The organism is Comamonas sp. FG99 (assembly GCF_057808605.1).
The window spans coordinates 1-22,830 of the sequence record NZ_JBMDII010000012.1; the positions used below are offsets into that span (position 1 = coordinate 1).

The 22,830-nt window shown below is 69.1% G+C and carries 20 protein-coding genes; 7 read left to right on the forward strand and 13 right to left on the reverse strand.

Annotated features, from left to right (window positions below):
* The 4 genes from ACODRX_RS09980 to ACODRX_RS09995 form a co-directional block, all read left to right on the forward strand.
* Positions 1 to 1,144, forward strand: a 1,144-nt coding sequence (locus ACODRX_RS09980) for an ATP-binding cassette domain-containing protein (protein WP_488871326.1), incomplete at its 5' end; no start/stop codon positions are given.
* Between the two features lie 138 nt (positions 1,145 to 1,282).
* Entirely contained in the window at positions 1,283 to 2,521 is a 1,239-nt protein-coding gene (locus ACODRX_RS09985; protein ID WP_488871327.1) for an ATP-binding protein, read from the forward strand.
* 74 nt (positions 2,522 to 2,595) lie between these two features.
* The gene (locus tag ACODRX_RS09990; protein ID WP_488871328.1) at positions 2,596 to 3,792 is read left to right on the forward strand and encodes an NAD(P)/FAD-dependent oxidoreductase; all 1,197 of its coding nucleotides are present in this window, start codon (positions 2,596 to 2,598) and stop codon (positions 3,790 to 3,792) included.
* A gap of 131 nt (positions 3,793 to 3,923) precedes the next feature.
* Entirely contained in the window at positions 3,924 to 4,574 is a 651-nt protein-coding gene (locus tag ACODRX_RS09995) for a YdcF family protein (protein WP_488871329.1), read from the forward strand.
* A 15-nt stretch (positions 4,575 to 4,589) separates the two neighbouring features.
* Here the strand turns inward: ACODRX_RS09995 and ACODRX_RS10000 are convergent, their stop codons facing one another.
* From ACODRX_RS10000 to ACODRX_RS10040, 9 genes are all read right to left on the reverse strand, one after another.
* Positions 4,590 to 5,555, reverse strand: a complete 966-nt coding sequence (locus ACODRX_RS10000) for a tripartite tricarboxylate transporter substrate binding protein (protein WP_488871331.1) — start codon at positions 5,553 to 5,555, stop codon at positions 4,590 to 4,592.
* 31 nt (positions 5,556 to 5,586) lie between these two features.
* Positions 5,587 to 6,561 carry an NAD(P)H-dependent flavin oxidoreductase gene (locus tag ACODRX_RS10005; RefSeq protein WP_488871332.1) on the reverse strand — a complete coding sequence of 325 codons (975 nt, stop codon included), beginning with the start codon at positions 6,559 to 6,561 and terminating at the stop codon, positions 5,587 to 5,589.
* A 26-nt stretch (positions 6,562 to 6,587) separates the two neighbouring features.
* Entirely contained in the window at positions 6,588 to 7,589 is a 1,002-nt protein-coding gene (locus ACODRX_RS10010; protein ID WP_488871334.1) for a Bug family tripartite tricarboxylate transporter substrate binding protein, read from the reverse strand.
* A gap of 68 nt (positions 7,590 to 7,657) precedes the next feature.
* Positions 7,658 to 8,902, reverse strand: coding sequence for a CaiB/BaiF CoA transferase family protein (locus ACODRX_RS10015; RefSeq protein WP_488871336.1), 1,245 nt, complete (start codon positions 8,900 to 8,902; stop codon positions 7,658 to 7,660).
* Between the two features lie 22 nt (positions 8,903 to 8,924).
* Positions 8,925 to 9,734, reverse strand: coding sequence for an oxepin-CoA hydrolase, alternative type (locus ACODRX_RS10020; protein ID WP_488871338.1), 810 nt, complete (start codon positions 9,732 to 9,734; stop codon positions 8,925 to 8,927).
* Positions 9,731 to 10,864: an acyl-CoA dehydrogenase family protein gene (locus ACODRX_RS10025; RefSeq protein ID WP_488871339.1), complete on the reverse strand. Its 1,134-nt coding sequence runs from the start codon at positions 10,862 to 10,864 to the stop codon at positions 9,731 to 9,733. The genes ACODRX_RS10020 and ACODRX_RS10025 overlap by 4 nt, the downstream gene beginning before the upstream one ends.
* 10 nt (positions 10,865 to 10,874) lie before the next feature.
* Positions 10,875 to 12,071 carry an acyl-CoA dehydrogenase family protein gene (locus tag ACODRX_RS10030; protein ID WP_488871341.1) on the reverse strand — a complete coding sequence of 399 codons (1,197 nt, stop codon included), beginning with the start codon at positions 12,069 to 12,071 and terminating at the stop codon, positions 10,875 to 10,877.
* A gap of 10 nt (positions 12,072 to 12,081) precedes the next feature.
* Positions 12,082 to 13,263, reverse strand: a complete 1,182-nt coding sequence (locus ACODRX_RS10035; protein ID WP_488871343.1) for an acetyl-CoA C-acyltransferase — start codon at positions 13,261 to 13,263, stop codon at positions 12,082 to 12,084.
* A 121-nt stretch (positions 13,264 to 13,384) separates the two neighbouring features.
* A complete protein-coding gene (locus tag ACODRX_RS10040; RefSeq protein ID WP_488871344.1) occupies positions 13,385 to 15,493 on the reverse strand; it encodes a 3-hydroxyacyl-CoA dehydrogenase NAD-binding domain-containing protein in 2,109 nt (702 codons plus the stop codon).
* A 115-nt stretch (positions 15,494 to 15,608) separates the two neighbouring features.
* Here ACODRX_RS10040 and ACODRX_RS10045 point away from each other — a divergent pair, with 115 nt between their 5' ends.
* The 3 genes from ACODRX_RS10045 to ACODRX_RS10055 are packed head-to-tail and all read left to right on the forward strand — an operon-like array spanning position 15,609 to position 18,334.
* Positions 15,609 to 16,511, forward strand: coding sequence for a LysR family transcriptional regulator (locus ACODRX_RS10045; RefSeq protein WP_488871345.1), 903 nt, complete (start codon positions 15,609 to 15,611; stop codon positions 16,509 to 16,511).
* A gap of 52 nt (positions 16,512 to 16,563) precedes the next feature.
* A complete protein-coding gene (locus ACODRX_RS10050; protein WP_488871346.1) occupies positions 16,564 to 17,505 on the forward strand; it encodes a DMT family transporter in 942 nt (313 codons plus the stop codon).
* 7 nt (positions 17,506 to 17,512) lie between these two features.
* Positions 17,513 to 18,334: a M48 family metallopeptidase gene (locus ACODRX_RS10055; protein WP_488871347.1), complete on the forward strand. Its 822-nt coding sequence runs from the start codon at positions 17,513 to 17,515 to the stop codon at positions 18,332 to 18,334.
* Here the strand turns inward: ACODRX_RS10055 and ACODRX_RS10060 are convergent, their stop codons facing one another.
* From ACODRX_RS10060 to ACODRX_RS10075, 4 genes are all read right to left on the reverse strand, one after another.
* Positions 18,335 to 19,957, reverse strand: a complete 1,623-nt coding sequence (locus ACODRX_RS10060) for a PepSY-associated TM helix domain-containing protein (protein WP_488871348.1) — start codon at positions 19,955 to 19,957, stop codon at positions 18,335 to 18,337.
* The gene (locus ACODRX_RS10065; RefSeq protein WP_488871349.1) at positions 19,954 to 20,283 is read right to left on the reverse strand and encodes a hypothetical protein; all 330 of its coding nucleotides are present in this window, start codon (positions 20,281 to 20,283) and stop codon (positions 19,954 to 19,956) included. The genes ACODRX_RS10060 and ACODRX_RS10065 overlap by 4 nt, the downstream gene beginning before the upstream one ends.
* Positions 20,264 to 20,536 carry a hypothetical protein gene (locus ACODRX_RS10070; protein ID WP_488871350.1) on the reverse strand — a complete coding sequence of 91 codons (273 nt, stop codon included), beginning with the start codon at positions 20,534 to 20,536 and terminating at the stop codon, positions 20,264 to 20,266. The genes ACODRX_RS10065 and ACODRX_RS10070 overlap by 20 nt, the downstream gene beginning before the upstream one ends.
* A gap of 82 nt (positions 20,537 to 20,618) precedes the next feature.
* Complete coding sequence (locus tag ACODRX_RS10075; protein ID WP_488871351.1) at positions 20,619 to 22,799, reverse strand: TonB-dependent receptor; 2,181 nt, start codon at positions 22,797 to 22,799, stop codon at positions 20,619 to 20,621.
* Between the last annotated feature and the right edge of the window lie 31 nt (positions 22,800 to 22,830).

The following is a 22,830-nucleotide window of genomic DNA, read 5'->3' on the forward strand; positions in this document are numbered from 1 at the left end:
CCCCCCCCGGCCCCCCCCCCCCCCCGCCGCGGAAAGCGGGTTTTCGGCGATCGCGGCCAAGGCCGGCCCCGGCGGCAAAAAGCCCGCCAAGAAGCCTGCCGAGGAAGCCAGCCCCGCCCAGCCCGCCAACCCGCACGCGCTGCAGGCGCTGCGCATCGCCGGCGCCAGCGGCCACAACCTGCGCCAGGTGACGGTGGACTTTCCGGTGGGCCTGCTCACCTGCGTGACCGGCGTCTCCGGCTCGGGCAAGTCCACGCTGGTCAACGACACGCTGTACGCGGCGGCGGCGCACCAGATCAACCGCGCGCAGGACGAGGCCGCGCCCTACGAGAGCATCGAGGGGTTGGACCACTTCGACAAGGTGATCAACGTCGACCAGTCGCCCATCGGCCGCACGCCACGCAGCAACCCGGCCACCTACACCGGCCTGTTCACGCCGATCCGCGAGCTGATGGCCGAAACCAATACCGCCAAGGAGCGCGGCTACGGCCCGGGGCGCTTCTCGTTCAACGTGGCCGGCGGGCGCTGCGAGGCTTGCCAGGGCGACGGCGTGGTGAAGGTGGAGATGCACTTCCTGCCCGACGTCTACGTGCCCTGCGACATCTGCCACGGCCAGCGCTACAACCGCGAGACGCTGGAGGTGCAGTGGAAGGGCCGCAACATCGCGCAGATCCTGGAGATGACGGTGGAGGACGCGCACGCCTTCTTCAAGGACGTGCCCACCATCGCCCGCAAGCTGCAGACCCTGCTGCAAGTCGGCCTGTCGTACATCCGCCTGGGCCAGAGCGCGACCACGCTGTCGGGCGGCGAGGCGCAGCGCGTCAAGCTGGCGCAGGAGCTGTCCAAGCGCGACACCGGCCGCACGCTCTACATACTGGACGAGCCCACCACCGGCCTGCACTTCGCCGACATCGACCTGCTGCTCAAGGTGCTGCACCAGCTGCGCGACGCGGGCAACACCATCGTGGTCATCGAGCACAACCTCGACGTGATCAAGACCGCCGACTGGATCATCGACATGGGCCCCGAGGGCGGCGCCGGTGGTGGCCAGGTGGTGGCCACCGGAACGCCCGAGCAGGTGGCGGCCAACCCGGCCAGCCATACGGGGCGATACCTGGTGCCTTATCTGGAGAAAACCAAATAACTCATCAAGTTGTTGCTACATTTTTTTAGCAATCAAGACCAATATGATCCATTTTGGACGAACATATAATCCATTTTGGACGCCAAAATAGTCCATAATGGCCGACACCGTTCTTCAATTTGGCCGCCATCCATCGCCATGCATTCCAGCTCCGCCCCCCTGGTGCAACGCCATCTGGCGCCGCTGATCGCAGAATCCTTGCAGGATACGCCGGCCGTGCTGGTCAACGGGCCCCGCCAATGCGGCAAGACCACGCTGGTGCGGCAGTTCGCGGATGAAATGGCCTACTTCACCCTCGATGACCCTAACCTGCTGGCGGCGGTCCAGCAAGATCCACTGGGGTTTGCGCGGCAACTCGACCGGGCCATCATCGACGAAGTGCAGCGCGTCCCGCAACTGCTGCTGGCACTCAAGCTCGTGATCGACCAGGATCGCCGACCCGGGCGTTTTCTGCTCACCGGCTCGGCCAATATCATGGTGCTGCCGAGCATTGCGGACAGTTTGGCGGGCCGCATGGCACTGCATGCCTTGTTGCCCTTGTCGCAGTCCGAAATACAAGGCCGCGCCAATGATTTCCTGCAACGCGCGCAAGCACAGGATTGGCCTGTGATACACCCCGGCTGGGCCATGCCACAGGGAGGGCTGGTGCGCCATGTGCTAGCGGGCGGCTACCCGGAAATGCGCCTGCGCCCCACGCAAGCGCGCCGGCAGGCATGGGCGCGCTCGTACATGCAGACCCTGGTGGAACGCGACGTGCGCGATGTGGCTGAAATCGACCACTTGAATCAGCTGCCAATGCTGCTGGCGGTGGCCGCGGCGCATACCGGCCAGCTGATCAATGCCACGCAAATGGGCGCCCAGATGGGGTTCACCAGCAAGACTGCCGACAAGTACCTCGGCATTCTGGAAAAGCTTTTTCTCGTACAACGCCTTGCGGCCTGGAGCCGCAACGAGCTCAGCCGCCTCATCAAGGCACCCAAGCTCCATTTTCTCGATGCGGGGCTGCATGCCACGCTCACACGCCTGTCGCCCGAGTTGGTGCTCACGCAGCGCGAGCGCTGGGGCGCCACCCTGGAAACCTGGGTCTACGCAGAGCTGCGCAAGACCTTGAGCCTGAGCCCCGAGCCCTGGTTCATCAGCCACTACCGAGACAAAGACCAGGTGGAGGTGGACTTCATTCTGGAATCACCGTTGCGTGACCTGATCGGTATCGAGGTCAAGGCTTCTGCTACCGTCGATGCCGGTGATTTCAAAGGCCTGAGAAAGCTGCAATCCATGACCGGCACGCAGTTCAGCAGCGGCATCGTTCTCTACGATGGCGCCCAGGCCCTGTCGTTCGGCGACCGGCTATGGGCAGTTCCGCTGTCGGCGCTTTGAGCATGGAGCCGGCACCAGGCGTGGATAGCGCCCACGCCGGCATCTGGCCGGCCCGCGCAGCAGACAATATGGCCATGACCGATCACCCCCCTCTTGCCCTCTGGGATTTCGCCGTCATCGGCGCCGGCATGGCCGGTGCCTCCACGGCCTGGCAACTCGCGCAGGCCACCTCGGTGCTGGTGCTGGAGCGCGAATCGCAGCCCGGCTACCACACCACCGGCCGCTCGGCCGCGCTGTTCGAGGAGCACTATGGCCCCGCCCAGGTGCAGGCGCTCACCCGCGCCAGCCGCGCCTTCTACGAGCAGCCGCCCACAGGCTTTGCCGAACACGCGCTGATCAGCCCGCGCGGCGTGCTGTACGTGGCCACGGCCGGGCAGTTGCCGCAGCTGCGGGCCGCCTACGCCGAGGCGCTGGTGCACTCGCCCGGCGCCACCTGGCTGGACGCAGACGGCCTGGCCCGGCTGCTGCCGGCGCTCAACACCGAGGTGCTGGTGGCCGGCTTCACCGACGCGGGCGCGCGCGACATCGACGTGCACGGCCTGCACCAGGGCTTTGTGCGCGGGCTGCGCCAGCGCGGCGGCGCGCTGTGGACCGATGCCGAGGTCGGCGGCCTGCGCTGGGACGCGGCCCAGGCCTGCTGGCACATCGCGCTCGCCGACGGCCGCGAGGCGCGTGCGCGGCACCTCGTCAACGCCGCCGGCGCCTGGGCCGACCTGGTGGGGCAGCTGGCCGGCGCCGGCGCCATCCACCTCGTGCCCAAGCGCCGCAGCGCCTTCACCTTCGCCGCGCCCGAGGGCCTGCGGGCGCAGGCGGCGCACTGGCCGGCGGTGATCGACATCGCCGAGCAGTGGTACTTCAAGCCCGATGCCGGGCAACTGCTGGGCTCGCCCGCCAATGCCGACGCCACCATGCCGCACGATGTGGCGCCCGAGGAGCTGGACATCGCCATCGGCATAGACCGCATCAGCCAGGCGACGCACTTCGAGATCCGCCGCCCGAGCCACAGCTGGGCCGGGCTGCGCAGCTTCGTGGCCGACGGCGAAATGGTGGTCGGCTGGGACGGCGCCGTGCCGAACTTCCTGTGGGTCGCGGCGCAAGGGGGCTACGGCATCCAGAGCGCTTTCGGCTATTCGCTGCTGGCGCGCAACCTGGCACTGCGCGAGCCGCTGGATGCGCGCCTGGCGGCCCAGGGCGTGGCACCCGCAAAGCTGTCGCCGCAGCGTATCGCCCCCGGCCAGGGCGCGGAATCCGGCCCCCATGCCGGCAGCTAGCATGCCAGGCCGGCACGGCTGGCGCTGGCCGGTGGCGCTGGCCGGTGGGCTGCTTGCCGCCGACGGCATCGCGCTGGCGGTGGTGGTGGGGGGCTTGAACTTCGGCATCGTGCTGCCCGGCCTGCTCGGCCTTGCGCTGCTGGCCCTGGCATGGCGTCGCGCGCTGGCGGGCCGCCCGGCCCTGGCGCCAACGGCTGTGGCGCCTGGGCTGGGCCACGCTGATCGCCTGGGCGGCCAGCGTGGCGCTGTTCTTCCAGTTCATCCAGCGCAGCATGGACGGGCTTGCGCCGCAGCCTTCGGCGGCGCCGCAAGCCATCCTCATCCTGGGCTCGGGCTCGTCCAACTGCCAGGTCTCGGCCACGCTCGCCGCGCGGCTCGACGAAGGCCTGCGCCAGGCACAGGCCATGCCCACAGCCGCGGTGGTGGTGAGCGGCGGCCCGAACTTCGGCGGGCGGCCATGCACGGAAGCCGGCATCATGGCCCGCTACCTGCAGGCTCGCGGCCTGCCTGCGAGCCGGCTGGTGCACGAGGAACGCAGCACCAGCACCGCCGAGAACATGGTCTTCAGCCACCAGCTGCTGCTGCAAGGCGGCCGCATGGCGGACCCGGTGCTGGTGGTGACCAGCGATTTCCACCTGCTGCGCGCCGAGCGCATCGCACGCAAGGTGGGTTTTCCAAGGGTCTTCGGCGCGGCGGCGCTGACGCCGCTCCATATCCGCTACAACGCCTGGCTGCGCGAGTATTTCGCGTACATCAGCGGCTGGCTGCTGAACGAATATTGAGCATGCGTCGCCGCCCTACTTGGCCGCCAGGCCCAGGCGCTCGATGAGCAGCTTGTCCTTGGCATAGGCCTCCTTGGCCCACTGCGCGTACTCCGGCCCCGAGCGGTACCAGACGTCCTGGTTGAGCTGCGCCAGCACCTCCGCGTGGCGCGGGTCGTCCATCGCGAGCTTGAATGCATCGTGCAGCTTCTTCACCACGGCGGGGTCCATGCCCTTGGGGCCGACCAAACCATAGGGCGAGGAGGAGACCACGCCGTAGCCCAGCTCCTTGGCGGTGGGCACCTCGGGCCAGCGCTTGGTGCGCTTGTCGCCAAAGGTGACCAGCAGGCGCATCTGGCCGCCGTCCACGTACTTGTCCCAGCCCGTGGCATCGCTTTGCGCGGACACATGGCCGCCCAGCAAGGCCTGCTGCAGGTCGGCGTTGCCCTTGAACGGCACATGGTTGAGCCTGACCTTGGCGTTCTCGGCCAGCTCTTCCATCAGCAGGTGCGGCGACGAGCCAGCGCCGGTGGAGCCGTAGTCCACCGCGCCGGGGTTCTTGCGTGCGGCGGCGATGTAGTCGTTGAAGGTCTTGTACGGCGAGTCGGCCCGCACGGTGAACCCGAAGGTATAGCCCGAGACGCCGATGATGTAGGTGAAGTCGGTCACCGGGTTCCACGCGGTCTTCTGCATGTGTGCCATGCGCAGCATGGACATGGGGAACTGCGTGATGGTGTAGCCGTCGGGCCGGGCGGTGCGCGCCAGGGTACCCGGGCCCAGCGTGCCGCCGGCGCCGGGCTTGTTCTCGACGATCACCGGCTGGCCCAGGTGCTTGCCGGCGATCTCGGCCAGCAGGCGCATGTGGCGGTCGGTGGAGCCGCCGGCGGGAAATGGCACCTGCAGCGTGATCGGGCGGGTGGGAAAGTTCTGCGCAGCGGCCGGCAGCGCTGCGGCCAGCGCGGTGGTGCAAACAAGTGCGGCGGTGAAGCAACGGCGTTGCATGGCGATCTCCTGTAGTGGTATGCGGGCCGGTTTACCCGATGCTGCGTGCGAGGCGCTGGGCGATGATGGCCTCGGCCTGCGCCATGATGCCGTCGATCAGCTGCCGCACGGTTGGCACGTCGCGCACCAGGCCGGCGACCATGCCGCAGGACCATACGCCCGCGTCCATCTCGCCCTGCTGCATGATGCGCGGGTAGACGCCGGCCACCTCGGGCGCGATGTCGGCGAAGCTGATCGCCGCGCCCAGCTCGCGCTCCTTTTGCAGCACGCGCTCGGTGGCGGGGTTGGTGAGCACGCGCTCGGTGTTGCGCAGCGGGCGCATCACCAGGCGCGTATCGAGCTCGCTGGCCGCGACGATGGCCTGCTTGACGTTGTCGTGCACCGGCGCCTCCTGGGTGGCGATGAAGCGCGTGCCCATGTTGATGCCGTCGGCGCCCAGCGCCATGGCCGCCACCAGCGAACGGCCGTCGGCCATGCCGCCCGAGGCGACGAAGGGCACCTTCAGCTCCTCGGCCGCGCGCGGCAGCAGGATGAAGTTGGGGATGTCGTCCTCGCCGGGGTGGCCGCCGCATTCGAAACCGTCCACGCTGATCGCGTCGCAGCCAATGGACTCGGCCTTGAGTGCATGGCGCACCGAGGTGCATTTGTGGATGACCTTGATGCCGGCCTCCTTGAGCGCGGGCAGCCACTTCTGCGGGTTGTTGCCGGCGGTCTCGACGATCTTCACGCCGCCGTCGATGATGGCCTTGACGTAGCCCGGGTAGTCGGGCGGATTGACCGAGGGCAGGAAGGTCAGGTTCACGCCGAAGGGCTTGGCGGTCATCTCGCGGCAGCGCGCGATCTCGCGCGCCAGCAGCTCAGGCGTGCGCTGCGTGAGGCCGGTGATGATGCCCAGCCCGCCGGCGTTGGAGACGGCCGCGGCCAGCTCGGCATAGCCCACATGGTGCATGCCGCCCTGGATGATGGGGTGCTCGATGTTGAAAAGCTCGGTGATGCGTGTCTTCATGGTGTGTCTCCTGTGCGCTGCTGTGTTTACTCTGACGCGATGCCCTTGTCGCGGATTACCTGGCCCCACTTGGCGTAGTCCTGCCGGATGCGCCCGCCAAACGCGGCCGGCGGCAGGTAATGGGCGAAGGCGCCAGCGCCCATGATCTTGTCTTGCACCTGCTTGTCGGCCAGGATCTGCTGCACCTCGGCGGCCACGCGGTCGATGATGGCCTGGGGCGTGCCCGGCGGCGCGACGAAGCCGCCCCACGACACCGCCTCGTAGCCCTTGAAGCCCTGCTCCGCCACGGTCTTGACGTCGGGCAGCGTGCTCACGCGCCGGGGCGAGCCGACGGCGATGGCGCGCAGCTTGCCGGCCTTGATGTGCGGCAGCGCGGCGACAAGATCGGAGAACATCACCGGCACCTGGCCGCCGATGGTGTCGGTGATGGCCGGCGCGCTGCCCTTGTAGGGCACGTGCTGCATGTCGAAGCCGCCCATCTGCTTGAGCAGCTCCATGCTCAGGTGGCCGAAGCTGCCGTTGCCGGCGCTGGTGTAGTTCATGGGCAGCTTCTGGACCTTGGCATGCTGCACGAGCCTGGCCAGGTCGCTCACCTCGGGCAGTAGCGCGGGGTTGACCACGATGACGATAGGCAGGTCGTAGACCATCGCGACGGGCGCGAAATCCCGGGCACTGTCGTAGCCCGCGGCCTTGTACAGGTGCGGCGCCAGCAGCGTGGGCGTGGCCAGCGTCATCAGCGTGTAGCCGTCGGGCGCGGTCTTGACGATCTGGGCCGCAGCGATGGAGCCCGAGGCGCCAGCGCGGTTGTCCACGATCACCGACTGCTTGAGCCGCTCGCCGAGCTTTTGCGCAACGATGCGCGAGGCGGTGTCGGTGGGGCCGCCGGCCGGGAACGGCACGACCAGCTTGATCATCTTGCCGGGCCAAGCCTTGCCGGTCTGCGCTGCCGCGGTGCCCAGTACCTGGCTGCCGCCCAGTGCGGCCAAGCCTTGCAGCAGCCTGCGGCGGCTCAGATCGTCGAATGTCATAGGGTTTCCTTCATGCAAAGAAAGCCGCGCGCCGCATGGCGGCGCGGGCCTGGTTCATCTGCGCCGGCTCAGCGTTCCGGCAGCGTCAGCACGCCCTTGTCGCGCAGGGCCTGCAACTCTTCCTCCGGCAGCTGCAGCAGCTGCTGCAGCACCTCGCGCGTGCCTTCGCCCAGCGTGGGCGGCGCACGGCGGATCGGCAGGCGCCGGCCGTCCAGGCGATAGGGTGGCGCGAACACCGGCGTGGTGCCGACCACCGGGTGCGGCATGTCCTGCACCAGGCCGCCCTGGCGGGTGCGCTCGCTGGTCAGCGCCTCATGCAGGCCGGCCACGCGGCCGCAGGGGATGCCGGCGGCCGAGAGGCGTTCGAGCAGTTGCTCGCGTGGGAAGCTGCGGATCAGCTCGCGCAGCATCGCGCCCAGCTCGTGCCGGTTCTGCGTGCGGTTGACGTTGGTGGAAAAGCGCGGGTCCTCGACGATGTCGGGCCGCTGTATCACCTGGCGGCAGAACTTCTCGAACTGCGCGTTGTTGCCCACCGCGATGATCATCGGGCCGTCGGCCGATTCGTACATGCCGTAGGGCACGATGGACGGATGGGCGTTGCCGTAGCGCTCGGGGTCGTGGCCGAGCTTGAGCGCATCGAGCCCGTAGTAGCCGGTGACCATGATGCCGCTGTCGTACAGCGCCATCTCGATGAGCCGGCCCTGGCCGGTGCGGCTGCGCCGGAACAGCGCCGCCAGGATAGCCTGGGCCGCGTACATGCCGGTCATCAGATCGACCACCGCCACGCCGAACTTCAGCGGCGGCATGCTGGCGTCGCCGTTGAGCGCCATGAGCCCGGCCTCGCCCTGGATCACCAGGTCGTAGCCGGGGCGCGCGGCCTCGGGGCCGCTGCTGTTGTAGCCGGACACCGCGCAGTAGATCAGCTCGGGCTTGATGGCCTTGAGCTGCTCGTAGCCCAGGCCGAGCTTTTCGGCGCCGCCGGTCTTGAAGTTGTGGATCACCACGTCGAACTGCGGCAGCATCTCGTGGATGAGTTTCAGCCCCTCGGGGCTTTGCAGGTCGATGGTGATGGACCGCTTGTTGCGGTTCATGCTGTTGTAGTAGGTGGTTTCGGTCTTGCCGATGCGCATGCCCCAGTCGCGCGTATCGTCGCCGCGGCCAGGGTGCTCCACCTTGACCACCTCGGCGCCGAAATCGGCCAGCACCATGCCGCACAGCGGACCGGCGAACACGCGCGACAGATCGAGCACGCGCACGCCCTCCAGCGGAAAGTCCATGCCATCCAGGCCATTCGGGCGGTCATTGCCTGCCATTGCTTGTCTCCTTGGGTTGGGTTTACTTGCGCAGCTTGGCGTAGTCGGGGCTGCGTTTTTCGAGGAAGGCGCCTATGCCCTCGCGCGACTCGCCCGTCTCCTGCGACTGGATCATGAACTGCGCCTCCAGCTCCAGCTGCTGCTCCAGCGTGTTGCGCGGCGCCATGCGGCACAGCTGCTTGATGCGCGCCATGGCCAGCTCGGGGCCCTCGCCCACCTGGCGGGCGAGCGCGATCGCGGCCGCCAGCGCCTGGCCGGGCTCGGCCAGGCGGTTGACCGCGCCCAGCGCGTGCAGGCGCTCGCCGCTCAGGCGCTCGCCGGTGAGGCACAGCTCGGTCAGCACCTGGCGCGAGACGAACTCGGCCAGGAAGGCGGTGGCGCCGCCGTCGGGCGTGAGGCCGACCTTCACGTAGGCCACCGAGAACACCGCGTTCTTCGCCGCCACCAGCATGTCGCAGGCCAGGGCCACCGACAGGCCGGCGCCGGCGGCCGCGCCCTCGACCGCGGCGATCACCGGCTTGGGACAGTCGCGCAGCGTGCGCACCAGGTTGTGCAGGCCTTCGAGCTTGATGCGGCGCGCGGCGATCGGCAGCTCGCGGCGCGTGGCCAGCTGGCGCAGGTCGCCGCCGGCGCAAAAATGCCCGCCCTCGCCGGTGAGCACGATGGCCGTGACCGCGGGGTCCACCGCGGCCGCGTTCAGCGCCGCCGTGACGGCCGCGTAGAACTCGGGCGAGAGGGCATTGCGCGCGGCCGGGTTGTTGTTGCTCAGCACCAGCACGCCGCCTTCGCGGCGCGCCAGCAGCGCGGCAGTCGTATCCGGCGCGGCGCTCATGCCAGGCCCAGCGCCATGTAGCGGGCGAGGTGGTGGTCCATGTCGCCGAGCTGGTGGTCGATCATCACGATGCGCTTGGCATAGTGCGCCAGCGGCAGCTCCCAGGTCACGCCGATGCCGCCGTGCATCTGGATCGATTCCTCGGCGATCAGCGTGCCGATCTGGCCTACGCTGTACTTGGCGGCCGACAGCGCCTTCTCGCGCGCGCTGCGGTCGCTCTCGTCGATGGCGGCGGCGGCGTTGATCACCGCCGAGCGCGCCTGCTCCACTTCGAGCAGCATGTCGGCCATGCGGTGCTGCAGGGCCTGGAAGCTGCCGATGGGCACGCCGAACTGCTTGCGGGTGCGCAGGTATTCCAGCGTGTGGTTCTTGGCCACGTCCATCGCGCCCAGCGATTCGGCGGCCAGCGCCAGCAGGCCGAAGCCGCTCACGCGCTCCAGCAGCGCATGGCCCTGGCCCTCGCCGCCCAGCAGCGCGTCGGCGCCGAGCTTCACATCCTTGAACACCAACTCGGCCGCATGGCCGCCGTCGATGCGGCCGTAGCCGCGGCGGGTGATGCCCGCGGCATCACCCGGCACCAGGAACAGCGAGATGCCGGCCTCGTCGCCCACGGCGCCCGAGGTGCGCGCGCTCACCAGCAGCAGCTGCGCCTGGTCGCCGAACAGCACCACGGCCTTGCTGCCGCTCAGCACCCAGCCGGCGCCATCTTTGCTGGCGCTGGTGGCGACGCGGTTGAGCTCGTAGTGGTTGGCGGGCTCGTCGTGCGCCAGCGCGCACACCGTCTCGCCGCCGATGATGCCTTCAAGCCGCGCCTTCTGCGCGTCGCTGCCGGCCTCGGTCAGCGCGCGGCCGACCAGCAGGGCGCCCAGCAGCGGCTCGGCCACCAGGTGCGTGCCCAGGGCCTCGAACACCACGCTGATGTCCACGCCTTCGCCGCCAAAGCCGCCGTCGGATTCCTTGAACAGCGCGCCGATGGCGCCCAGTTCGGCCAGCTTGGCATAGGTCTCGGCGCTGTAGCCGGCCTCGCCGTAGGCCATCTTGTTGCGGTACTCGGTGGCGTACTGCTCGCTGAGGTAGCGGTTCAGCGCGTCCGCCAGCATGCGGCGGTCTTCATCCAGTTGGAAGTTCATCGTTGTCTCCTTACAAACCCAGGATCATCTTGGAGATGATGTTGCGCTGAATCTCATTGGAGCCGCCGAAGATCGACAGCTTGCGGTAGTTGAAGTAGGCCGCCGCCGCGGTGGCGGCCTCCTTCGGGCCCACCGGCTCATCGGCGTATTCGGCGAACTGCGCCTCCTCGATGTAGGGCAGCGCATACGGGCCCATGGCGCGGCGGATCAGCGACAGCAGCTCCTGGCGGATCACCGTGCCCTTGATCTTGAGCATGGAGCTTTCCGCGCCCGGCACGCCGCCGTGCGCCACCGATGCGATCACGCGCAGGTTGGTGGTGGCCATGTTCTGCAGCTCGATCTCGACCTTGGCCATGCGGGTGGCGAACTGCGGATCCTCGATCAGCGGCTTGCCGTTGCGCTGCACGCGCTGGGCGATCGCCTTGAGCTTTTCCAGCCCGGCCATCGAGAAGCCCACGCCGGCGATGCCGGTGCGCTCATAGGTGAGCAGGTACTTGGCGTAGGTCCAGCCCTTGTTCTCCTCGCCCACCAGGTTCTCCAGCGGCACCTTCACGTCGGTGAGGAAGACTTCGTTGACTTCCTTGTCGCCATCGAGCGTGCGGATCGGGCGCACTTCCACGCCGGGCTGGTTCATGTCGATCAGCACGAAGCTGATGCCTTGCTGCGCCTTGACTTCCTTGTTGGTGCGCACCAGGCAGAACATCATGTTCGCGTGCTGGCCCTGGGTGGTCCAGGTCTTCTGGCCGTTGACGATGTAGTGGTCACCCTGGCGCACCGCGCTCGTCTTGAGCGACGCCAGGTCGGAGCCCGCGCCCGGCTCGGAATAGCCCTGGCACCACCAGTCGTCGCCGTTCAGGATGCGCGGCAGCCAGTGCTGCTTCTGCGCGTCGTTGCCGTACTTGATCAGCACCGGGCCGAGCATGGACAGGCCGAACGGCACCAGGCGCGGGCCGCCGGCGAGCGCGCACTCGTCGTCGAAGATGAACTTCTGCACCGCCGTCCAGCCGGTGCCGCCGTGCTCCTTGGGCCAGTGGTAGGCCAGCCAGCCCTGGGCGTTGAGGATGGCGTGCCAGCCCTCCTGGTCGGCGCGCGTCAGGCGCTGGCCGTTCTTGACCTTGGCGGCCAGCGCCGGGGGCAGCTTGTCTTTCAGGAAGGCCCGCACCTCGGCGCGGAACGCTTGCTCTTCGGGGGTGAATTGCAGATCCATGGCGCTCTCCTCAGAAAATTTCGAACAGCCCGGCCGCGCCCATGCCGCCGCCGATGCACATGGTGACCACGCCCCACTTGGCCTTGCGGCGCCGGCCTTCGAGCAGGATGTGGCCCGCCAGGCGCGCACCGGTCATGCCAAAGGGGTGGCCGATGGAGATCGCGCCGCCGTTGACGTTCAGGCGCTCGTTCGGAATGCCCAGCTTGCGCTGGCAGTACAGGGCCTGCGAGGCGAAGGCCTCGTTCAGCTCCCACAGGTCGATGTCGTCGACCTTGAGGCCGGCGCGCTCCAGCAGGCGCGGCACCGCGAACACCGGGCCGATGCCCATCTCGTCGGGCTCGCAGCCGGCGATGGCAAAGCCGCGGAAGGCGCCCAGCGGCGACAGGCCCCGGCGCTCGGCTTCCTTGGCCTCCATCATCACGCAGGCGGCCGAGCCGTCGGACAGCTGCGAGGCATTGCCGGCGGTGACGAACTTGCCCGGGCCCTTGACCGGCTCGAGCTTGGCCAGGCCTTCGAGCGTGGTCGAGGGGCGGTTGCAGTTGTCCATGGTGGCCACCACGTCCTTGTAGCTGAGCTCGCCGGTCTCCTTGTTCTTCTCGGCCATGCGCGCGGCGCAGGGCACGATCTCGTCCTCGAACACGCCGCCCGCCTGCGCGGCGGCGGTGCGCTGCTGGCTTTGCAGCGAGAAGGCATCCTGATCCTCGCGGCTGATGCCGTAACGCTCGGCCACGATGTCGGCGGTGTCGATCATGGCCATGAACAGCTCGGGCTTGTGCTCGACCAGCCAGGGATCGGCATCGGCCGGGTTGGTGTTGCTGGAGCGGATCAGCGAGATGCTCTCCACGCCGCCGGCCACGATGGCGGGCACGCCCTCGGCCACGATGCGGCCCGCGGCCACCGCGATGGCCTGCAGGCCCGACGAGCAGAAGCGGTTGATGACCGTGCCGCCCACCGTCACCGGCAGGCCCGCGCGCAGCGCCGCCTGGCGGCCGATGTTGCGGCCGGTCGTGCCCTCGGGGTAGCCGCAGCCCAGGATCAGGTCTTCGAGCAGGGCCGGGTCCAGGCCCGAGCGCTCGACCGCGGCCTTGACCGAGTAGGCCGCCAGCTGCGCGCCGGGGGTGACGTTGAATTCGCCGCGGTGGGACTTGGCCAGCGGCGTGCGGGCGGTGGATACGATGACGGCTTCGCGCATGCTTGCTCCTTGGGTGATTGTTGGAATACGATTTTGATAGCTGTCAGCACTTAACCACATTGGTTTTCAATATATTTTCACATTGAAAACCTTGCTGATAAATCGCCAGCAGCTCCTGTTTTTACTTGGCAGCCTGGTTCAGGCTGTCGAAGTTCTTGCCTTCGGCCACCAGCTTTTGCAGCAGCGGCGCGGGTTGCCAGAACAGCGGGTCTTCCTTGGCGAAGGCCTGCACGTCGGCCAGCACCTTATCGAGGCCCACCATATCGGCGTACTTCATCGGGCCGCCGCGAAAGCGCGGAAAGCCGTAGCCGGACAGGAAGGTCACGTCGATGTCGAGCGGGCGCAGCGCGATGCCCTCCTCCAGCACCTTGGCGCCTTCGTTGATCATCGCGGCCAGGTAGCGGCGCATGATCTCCTCGGCCGTGAACTTGCGCGGCACCACGCCCTTCTTGGCGCGCTCGGCATCGACGATGGCCAGCACCTCCGGGTCGGGCTGGCCCACGCGCGCGCCCTGCGGGTAGAGGTAGAAGCCGCGGCCGGTCTTCTGGCCGAACCAGCCGCGCTCGCAGATGCGGTCGGCGACCTCGACATAGCGCGCCTTGGGGTCGCGCGTGGCGGCCTTGCGCTTGCGCGTGGCCCAGCCGATGTCGCCGCCGGCCAGATCGGTCACCTGGAACGGGCCCATGGGGTAGCCGAAGCCGCGCACCGCCTCGTCGATCTCGTAGGGCGAGGCGCCGTCTTCCATGATGTAGTCGGCCACCTGCTTGTACACGGCCAGGATGCGGTTGCCGATGAAGCCGTCGCACACGCCGGCGCGCACCGGGATTTTCTTCATCTTCTTGGCCAGCTCGAAGGCGGTGGCCACCACGTCGGCGCTGACCTTGGCCGGCACCACGATCTCCAACAGCTTCATGATGTTGGCCGGGCTGAAGAAGTGCAGGCCGATCACGTCCTGCGGGCGGCTGGTGGCGGCGGCGATGGCATCGATATCGAGGTACGAGGTGTTGGTGGCCAGCACCGCGCCCGGCTTGCAGACGCGGTCCAGCTCCTTGAACACGCCCTTCTTGACCTCGATGTCCTCGAACACCGCCTCGATCACCAGGTCTGCGTCGGCGATCGCGTCATAGCTGGTGCTGGGCGCGTAGCGCGCCAGGATCGCGGCCTTGGCCTCCTCGGTCATGCGGCCCTTGGCGATCAGGCCGTTGTAGACCTTCTCCACATTGGCCTGGCCGCGGGCGATGGATTCGGCATCGCGCTCGACCATCACCACCGGCAGGCCGGCATCCAGCGCGGCCACGGTGATGCCGGCGCCCATGGTGCCGCCGCCGATGACGGCGATCTTGCCCAGGGGCCGGGGCTGGGCCGCCTTGGCCTCGGGGATCTTGGCGGTCTCGCGCTCGGCGAAGAAGGCATGGACCAGGCCCTGGCGCTGCGGGCTGTTCAGGCATTCCACGAACAGCGCGCGCTCCTTGGCGATGCCCTGGTCGAACGGCAGCTCCACGGCGGCGCGCACGCACTCGACGATCTTCAGCGGCGAGAACAGGCCGCGGCTCTTCTTGGCGGTCTCGGCGGCCAGCGCATCCAGCTCGGCCAGCGCGGCGGCCTTGTCGGTGATTTCAATGTCGCGCGTGCGGCGCGGCGCGGCCTTGGCGGCCAGCAGCTCGTTGGCATAGGCCAGGCCGGCGGCCACGGGGCCGTCGCCCTCGGCCAGCTGGTCCACCAGGCCGGCGGCGAGCGCCGCCTTGGCCGACAGGTGCTTGCCACTGAGCATCAGCTCGGCGGCGGCCTTCACGCCCATCAGGCGCGGCGCGCGCTGCGTGCCGCCGGCGCCGGGCAGCAGGCCCAGGTTCACCTCGGGCAGGCCGAGCTTGGCACCAGCCAGCGCCAGGCGATAGTGGGCCGAGATGGCGACTTCGAGGCCGCCGCCCAGCGCCGGGCCATGGATGGCGGCGACCACCAGCTTGTCCGAGGCCTCAAGGCGGTTCAGCACCTCGGGCAGCGAGGGCGGCATCGGCGGCTTGCCGAATTCGCGGATGTCGGCGCCAGCGATGAAGGCCTTGCCCTCGCCCACGAGCAGCACCGCCTTGACCGCGGCGTCGGCCTCGGCCTGCTCGATGGCGGCCAGCAAGCCGGCGCGCACGGCCTGGCCCAGGGCATTCACGGGGGGATTGTTGATGCTGACGACCAGGACCTGGCCGTGAAGATGCGTTGAAACAGCGGCTGCGGACATGCGGGAGTCTCCTGGATGAATTTTGAGGAAAAACCTTTGCATTGTGTTGATGACAATGCACTTTGACAATCCTAGAATTTATTGACAAACTGTCATATCTATTTAGACAATCGCCATGGATCTGCAATCCCTCACCCTGCTGGTGGAAATCATAGACTGCGGCAACCTCAGCCAGGTTGCCCGCAAGTTCAACATGACGCGCGCCAACGTGAGCTACCACCTGGCGCAGCTGGAGAAATCGGTGGGCGCGCAGCTGGTGCGCCGCACCACGCGGCGGGTCGAGGCCACCGAGGTGGGCCTGCGCCTGTACGAGCACGGGCGCAACATCCAGAACGAGATCCTGGCCGCGCGCGAGACGGTGGCGCGCCTGGGCCAGGGGCTGCAGGGGCGCGTGGGCATCAGCGTGCCCAGCGGCTACGGCGACCTGGTGGTGGCCGACTGGCTGGTCGAGTTCAAGCACCTGTACCCGGGCATCGTGCTCGACGTGCTGTTCGAGAACCGCACCGACCACCTGCGCGACGAGGTGGACCTGGCGATCCGTGTGATGACCGATCCGCCGCAATCGCTGGTGGCGCGCCGCCTGGGCGACGTGCGCTGCATCGCCTGCGCCTCGCGCGAATACGCCGAGGCCCACGGCATGCCGCAAACGCCGCAGCAGCTGCGCGAGGCTCCCATCATCTCGGTGGGGGCGCTGGGCCGGCAGATCCGCATGTACGCCGACGACGGCGCCACCCGCCACGAGGTGGTGCTGGAGCCCACGCTGATCTCGGATCACTTTCCCTTCCTGCGCAAGGGCATACTCGCCGGCCTGGGGGTGGGCCTGGTGCCCGACTACGTGGTGCCCGACAAGCTGGCCAGCGGCGAGGTGGTGGCCGCGCTGCAGGACTACCGCCTGAGCATCTACGGCGACCACATGTACCTGCTGTACATGCCCAGCCGCCACCAGACCAAGGCCATGCGCACCTGCATCGACTTCCTGCTGGAGAAGGCGCGGGCGGCGCAGCCCGGCGCGCAGTGACCACAAGCGTTTCTCTACAGTTGCCCAGCCCCGGCGGCCGCACCATCGCGGCATGAACCCTTCATTCGCTCCCTCGTCGGCCTTCGGCATTGCCCTGGTATCGCTGGCCGGCGTGCTCTGGGGCACCAGCGGCACCGCGCAGCACCTGGGCGCGGCGGGGCTGTCGCCGTTCTGGGTGGGCGCGGCCCAGCTGGCGGCGGCCAGCGTGTTTCTGCTGGCGGCGCTGCTGCTGTCGCTGCGCCGCCGCCCGCCCGATTTTTCGCTGAACCCGCGCGCGGCCGGGCTGCGCTGGTCGTGGTTCGCCTGGGCGTCGCTGGGCATCGGCGGCTACAGCGTGTTCTTCTACGAGGGCGTGAAGCTCGCCGGCGTGGGCGTGGGCACCGCGGTGGCCATCGGCAGCAGCCCGATCTGGGCCGGGCTGCTGCAGGCGCTGGTGCTGCGCGCGCCGCTGGCGCTGCTGTGGTGGGTGGGCACGCTGGTGAGCGTGGCCGGCGGCGCGGCCATGGTCATGGGCAAGGGCGCGGGCGGCGCGGTCTCGTGGCCGGGGCTGGCCCTGTGCCTGCTGGCCGGGCTGTCGTATGCGGGCTATGCGCTCATCAACAAGCGCCTGGTCGGCCAGCTGCCGCCCAAGGTGGTGAATTTCTATGTCTTCACCGGCGCCGCGCTGCTGGCGGCGCCCGTGGCCTGGCTGCAAAGCGGCCCGCCGGCGTTCACGCTATCCGCGCTGCTGGTCGTGGTCTACCTGGGCGCGGTGGTCTCCGGCATCGCGCACATGCTGTTCTCGGTGGGGCTGCGCCACATCTCCGGGCCCACCGGCGTGGCACTGAGCCTGATCGAGCCGGTGGCCGCCTTCGTGCTGGCGGTGTGGGTGGTGGGCGAGCGGCAGCCGCCGCTGGCCTGGATGGGCCTGGCCGCGGTGCTGGCCGGCCTGCTGGTGGTGGTGCGGGCCGAGATGCGGGCGCAGCGCCGCGCCAGCCGGCTGCAGGCCACATAATGCGGGCATGCAACCCGCCCCAGCCACTCCCCTTCGCCGCCGCTGCCGGCTGTTCGCCCTGGCCGCCATGCTTGCCGCCGCGCCGGCGCTGGCCCAGGTGGACGTGGGCCGCTCCTCGACGCTGCGCACCCTGGTGCCGGCCGAGACGCTGGAGCAGGCCGCGCGCCAGCAGTACGGGCAGATGCTGCAGCAGGCCGCCGCCAAGGGCGCGCTGGCCAAGCCGGGCGATGCGCAGCTGCAGCGGCTGCGCGCCATCGCCCAGCACCTGATCCCGCAGGCCATGGCCTGGAATGCGCGCGCCCGCGACTGGAAGTGGGAGGTGAACCTGATCGACAGCAAGGATGTCAACGCCTTTTGCATGCCCGGCGGCAAGATCGCCTTCTTCAGCGGGCTGCTGGCCCAGATCCAGCCCAGCGACGACGAGATCGCCATGGTGATGGGCCACGAGATGGCGCATGCGCTGCGCGAGCATTCGCGCGAGCAGCTGGCCAAGAATCAGGCCACCAGCCTGGGCATAGGGGTGGTCACCTCGCTGCTGGGCCTGGGCGACATGGGCACCGCCGCCGCCAACCTGGGCGGGCAGCTGCTGTCGCTCAGGTTCAGCCGCAGCGACGAGACCGATGCCGACCTGGTCGGCCTGGAGCTGGCCGCGCGCGCCGGCTACAACCCGCAGGCCGCGGTCAGCCTGTGGGAGAAGATGGGCCGCATCACCGGCAGCGGCGGCGTGGGCTTTCTCTCCACCCACCCCACCGGGCCGGACCGCATCCGCATCCTGCAGGCCAACGTGCCCAAGGTGCAGGGGCTGTACGCGCAGGCGCGGCGGCGCTGACTACGATAGCGCCGGCTGCTGGCGGGCGGCGGACCAGACGCTGTCCTGCGGGCCGCCGCGCACGCGCCGCGCGGTGGCCCGCGCCATCCAGGCCAGCGCCAGCGCCCCGGCGAGCGCGGTGAGGTCCACGCCCAGCAGCGCGCGCTCGGCCCAGGCGCCCGTGCCCGGCGCCAGCCAGCCCAGCAGGCTGGAGGCCGGAATCGCCAGCGTGCATGCCACCGCCAGCCACAGCAGCGGCACCGCGGCGCGCGCCGCACCGCGCGCGAAGGCCCAGGCGATGCAGGCGAAGAACACGCTGTAGTAGATGCCCACATGCCAGGCTGCCAGGCCGTCCACCCGCCCTGGCAGCCACTTCGCGGCGGCCACGGTCAGCGAGATGCCGGCCACGCAGCCGATGCACACGCCGACCGTGGCCGATGCCATGAGGGCGGTGTCGCGCCGCTGCGCCGGCAGCTCTCCGCCCCTGCGCTGGGCCTTGCGCCGCGTCTCCACCCACAGCAGGTTGCCGCTGTAGAACAGCCAGGCGCCCGCCAGCCCGAGCAGCAGGTACAGCCAGGGCACGGCCGCGCCGCCGAACGAGGCCATGTGCAGCGCGAAGAAGCTGCTGATGAACAGGTTGGGCGTGCTCTGCGCGCCCGTCAGGTAGTCGCTCGACAGCAGCTTGCCGCTATAGGGGTCGAGCGCGGCAAAGCCGCCCAGGGCGCGCGGCGAGACGGCCTCGGGGTTCTTGCCCCAGACGCGCACCATGGGCTTGGGCCCGGTGACCTGCGAGTACTGCAGCCCGACCGGCTCGAAGCCCGGCGCGGCCTCCTGGACGATCTGCACCAGCCGCGAGGGCGGGAGCATGTCGGCCGTGTTGCGCGGCGGCGGCGCCTCGCCAGGCTTGGCCTGCTGCCGGGGAAACGCCTGGGACCACTGGCCCTGGTGCACCAGCTTGTCCTGCAGCGCGAAGATCTGGTCGTGGTAGGCGAACACCACCGCGCTCAGCGCCATGACGATGTGGAACGGCAGGCTGACGATGCCCACCACGTTGTGCGCGTCCAGCCACATGCGCTTGAGGTTCTTGCCCACGCGCAGCGCGAAGAAGTCCTTGACCAGCGAGGGCAGCAGCACCACCACGCCGGACACCAGGGCCAGAAAATACAGCGCCGAGATCACGCCCATGATCCAGCGGTTCGGGTCCGAATCCACCGGCAGGCCGACGACGCGGTGCAGCACGTCGATGAACTCCACCAGCCGCGACGGCGGCCGCTCGCTCACCTGCACGCTGCCGTCGCCCGCCAGCATGGCGCTGAAGTGGCGCACGGCGCTTTCGTCGTGGTCATCGGCCTTGGGGTTGCGCACCTGCCACTCCAGGCGCGCAATGGCCTGCCCGCCTTCGAGCTGCAGCGTGGCGCCGCGCCCGGCGGCGGGCGTTGTCGCCAGGGTCTGCACGATCAGCGGCTGCGCCGCGTCCATCGGCACCGGCTGCAGCCGCGCGGCGGGCGGCGTGGACCAGCGGCGCAGCGGCTCCTTGAACACGGTGAGCGCGCCCGCATAGAAGGCGATGAACAGCGCCATGCCGGCGACGATGCCCGTCCAGGTATGGACGGACTTGTAGATGCGGATATAGTCGGCCCTCATGCCGCGCCCCCTTGCCGGATCAGCCACCACAGGCCCAGGGCCAGCGCATTGGCGCCCAGCAGCCAGGCCCAGGCGCGCAGCCCGCTCTCGAAGAAATACACGCAGGCCAGCACCAGCAGCCACACCGGCGGCACCAGCCACATGGCGAGCTGCCCGCTGACCGCCACCGGCAGCTCGCGCAGCTGCGTCATCAGCAGGCCCGAGGCGATGATCGACAGGCTCGCGCCCAGCAGCAGCCCGGCCAGGGTCTTGGACAGCCAGTCGGCGCGCACCGGGCGCGGCCTGGCGCGCCGGCCGGCTTCGGTTTCAGCGGGTGCGGCGGACATGGCTCAGCGCTCCGGCATAGGGCAAGACGGCGAGCACCAGCATCAGCATGGTGCCCAGCAGAAAGCTGGCGGTGAGGCGCTGCATCTCCTGCACCAGCGCCAGCCAGCCAAGCGCCAGCAGCAGCACGCAGGCGCTGCGCGCGGGCCGGCGCGGCCACGGCGCGGCCCACAGCCGCTGGTTGGGCGAGGCCGCGTACAGGCACAAGCCCGCCAGCGCGGTGGCGGTCAGGCCGAGTAAGGTAAAGACAGGCATGGGCTTGCGTCAAAAAATTGGCCCCCGCCGGCCCGGGCGGCCGGCGGGGAAGCGCGCAGTGCAATAGGCCACAAGGGGCTGCTTAGAACGACACGGTTGCCGACAGGCGCAAGGTGCGCGGCGCGCCGGGCATCACGAAACCGTCGGTGAACATGCCGATCCAGTAGTTCTTGTCGGTCACATTTTCCACGCTGGCGTTGAAGCGCACCGGCGTGGTGCCGAACTTGGTCGCATACCTGGCCATCAGGTCCAGGCGGTTCCAGGACGGCACGCGCAGCTTGTTGCCCGAGTCGGCCCACTGGGCGCCGGTATGCAGCACGCGGGCGCCCACCGACAGGCCGGTGACCGGGGTCTCCCAGTCCAGCCCGATGCGGGTGCGCAGCTTGGGAACGCCGTAGTTGTCCAGCCCGGTGTTGATCTGGCGCGACTGGATGTACTCCACGCCGCCCAGCAGCGACAGCGTGCGCGAGAGCTTGCCGAAGGCGCTCCACTCCAGCCCGCGCAGACGCTGCTCGCCGTCGAGCACCTGGTAGTTGTCCTTGGTGGTGACGACCGAGGGCTTCTTGATCTGGAAGGCGCTGATGGTGTGCGTGGTCTCGCCCGACTGCAGCTTCACGCCGACCTCGCCCTGCTTGGAGTGCATGGGCGCCAGCGACTCGCCGGCGTTGGCATAGCCGGTGCCCACGATGCGGCCGGGCTCCAGGCCTTCGGTGTAGTTGGCGAACAGCGAGACGTTGTCGCCCCAGGGCCGCACCACCACCGCGGCCATGGGCGAGAGGCGGCTTTCGCTGTAGTCGGAGGCCGCGCCGTTGACCAGCGGGGTCTTGACCGTCTGGTGGCGCGCGCCCAGCGTCAGCAGCACCTTGTCATCGGCGAAGCTCATGATGTCGGCCACCGCCAGCGAGCGGAATTCGTTCTCGGTGGTGTAGGCCTTCCAGGTCGGCTCCGTCGGGAACACCGGCGTCGTCGGGTTGTACATATTGGTGGTGTAGCAGTAGTTGCAGGGCGTGTTGACCGTGCCTTCCTTGTGCTTGAGCAGGTTGAACGACAGCTGCAGGCGGTGCTTGACGCTGCCGGTGTCGAACTTGCCGATGACGCCGGCCTCGGCGGTGCGGCGCTCGGACTTGGTGTGCACGTTGTAGATGGCGCCGCGGGTGGTGCCATCCGCGCCGGTGACGATGGCGCGCGTGCCGAACAGCAGCCCCTGGCCCTCGGCCTCGGAGCCGCCCACCGCGAAATAGCCCTGCCAGTTGTCGCTGAAATCGGCCTCGGCGCGGGCCAGCGCGCCGCTGTTGTCGTACTGGCCGTGCGTGCCGCGGAACATGTTCACGTCGCCGCTGGGCGGCGCGAGCAGATGCCCCACGCCGGGAATCGCCGCATTGCCAAGGAAGTTGAACATGCCAGGGCTGCCGCCGTCGATCTTGTTGACGCTGTTGTACAGGTCGAGCGAAAGGCGGACCCGGTCGCCCAGGTAGTCCAGCGCCAGCGCGCCGACCTTGCGCTTCTGGCTCTCGTCCTGGGCGCCCATGTCGCCCGAGCCATAGACGCCGTTGAAGCGCAGGCCCAGGCGCTGCTCGGGACCGAAGCGCTTGCCCACGTCGGCATGGACCTGCAGGTAGGAGTCGGAGACATAGGTGGTGGTGAGCTCGGCGATCGGCTGGGCCAGCGCGCGCTTGGTGACCATGTTCACCGAGCCGGCGACGCTGGCCAGCGGCGGCATGCCCGACAGCAGCACGTTCGGGCCGCGCATCACCTCGACGCGCTCGAACATCTCGATCGGTACCGAGTTGGCCGGCGCAATGCCGTACAGGCCGTTGGTGGCGATGTCCATCGCGGTCACGTCCAGGCCGCGCAGGTTGAAGTTCTGCAGCAGGTGGCCCTTGTTGGTGGTGAAGACCACGGCCGCGTCGTTCTCCAGCACGTCCTGCAGCGACAGCGCCGACCAGTCCTCGGCCAGCTCGCGGGTGTAGGCATTGACGTGCACCGGCGCATCAACGATGGAGGTTGCGCCCAGGATGCCCAGGCGCGCGCCCTTGGCGGCCTTGCGCCCCGGCGCGAGCGAAGGCAGATCCTCGCGCTCGTAGCGGTCGCGTACCGTCACCTGCGGCAGCGTGCTCACCTCGCCTTCGGCCTGGCGTTCGGCCTGGGCCTCTGCCTGGGCCTCTGCCTGGGCCTGGGCCAGCGCCGCGGGGGTTGCGCCAGCGGCCATCAGCGCCAGCACCAGGGTGTTGAGCCGCAGCTTGCGGCCATGGGTTGTTTGCATGGTTCTCGATCCTCAATGACAACAAAAAACA

Excerpts from the sequence above, each read along its gene's own strand:
- ACODRX_RS10015 (WP_488871336.1), bottom strand. The coding sequence starts at position 8,902 with ATGGCAGGCAATGACCGCCCGAATGGCCTGGATGGCATGGACTTTCCG.
- ACODRX_RS10055 (WP_488871347.1), top strand. The coding sequence starts at position 17,513 with ATGCAACCCGCCCCAGCCACTCCCCTTCGCCGCCGCTGCCGGCTGTTC.
- ACODRX_RS10065 (WP_488871349.1), bottom strand. The coding sequence starts at position 20,283 with ATGTCCGCCGCACCCGCTGAAACCGAAGCCGGCCGGCGCGCCAGGCCG.
- ACODRX_RS10060 (WP_488871348.1), bottom strand. The coding sequence starts at position 19,957 with ATGAGGGCCGACTATATCCGCATCTACAAGTCCGTCCATACCTGGACG.
- ACODRX_RS10000 (WP_488871331.1), bottom strand. The coding sequence starts at position 5,555 with ATGCAACGCCGTTGCTTCACCGCCGCACTTGTTTGCACCACCGCGCTG.
- ACODRX_RS10025 (WP_488871339.1), bottom strand. The coding sequence starts at position 10,864 with ATGAACTTCCAACTGGATGAAGACCGCCGCATGCTGGCGGACGCGCTG.
- ACODRX_RS09985 (WP_488871327.1), top strand. The coding sequence starts at position 1,283 with ATGCATTCCAGCTCCGCCCCCCTGGTGCAACGCCATCTGGCGCCGCTG.
- ACODRX_RS10045 (WP_488871345.1), top strand. The coding sequence starts at position 15,609 with ATGGATCTGCAATCCCTCACCCTGCTGGTGGAAATCATAGACTGCGGC.
- ACODRX_RS10005 (WP_488871332.1), bottom strand. The coding sequence starts at position 6,561 with ATGAAGACACGCATCACCGAGCTTTTCAACATCGAGCACCCCATCATC.
- ACODRX_RS10035 (WP_488871343.1), bottom strand. The coding sequence starts at position 13,263 with ATGCGCGAAGCCGTCATCGTATCCACCGCCCGCACGCCGCTGGCCAAG.
- ACODRX_RS10050 (WP_488871346.1), top strand. The coding sequence starts at position 16,564 with ATGAACCCTTCATTCGCTCCCTCGTCGGCCTTCGGCATTGCCCTGGTA.
- ACODRX_RS09990 (WP_488871328.1), top strand. The coding sequence starts at position 2,596 with ATGACCGATCACCCCCCTCTTGCCCTCTGGGATTTCGCCGTCATCGGC.
- ACODRX_RS10040 (WP_488871344.1), bottom strand. The coding sequence starts at position 15,493 with ATGTCCGCAGCCGCTGTTTCAACGCATCTTCACGGCCAGGTCCTGGTC.
- ACODRX_RS10020 (WP_488871338.1), bottom strand. The coding sequence starts at position 9,734 with ATGAGCGCCGCGCCGGATACGACTGCCGCGCTGCTGGCGCGCCGCGAA.
- ACODRX_RS10010 (WP_488871334.1), bottom strand. The coding sequence starts at position 7,589 with ATGACATTCGACGATCTGAGCCGCCGCAGGCTGCTGCAAGGCTTGGCC.
- ACODRX_RS10030 (WP_488871341.1), bottom strand. The coding sequence starts at position 12,071 with ATGGATCTGCAATTCACCCCCGAAGAGCAAGCGTTCCGCGCCGAGGTG.
- ACODRX_RS10075 (WP_488871351.1), bottom strand. The coding sequence starts at position 22,799 with ATGCAAACAACCCATGGCCGCAAGCTGCGGCTCAACACCCTGGTGCTG.
- ACODRX_RS10070 (WP_488871350.1), bottom strand. The coding sequence starts at position 20,536 with ATGCCTGTCTTTACCTTACTCGGCCTGACCGCCACCGCGCTGGCGGGC.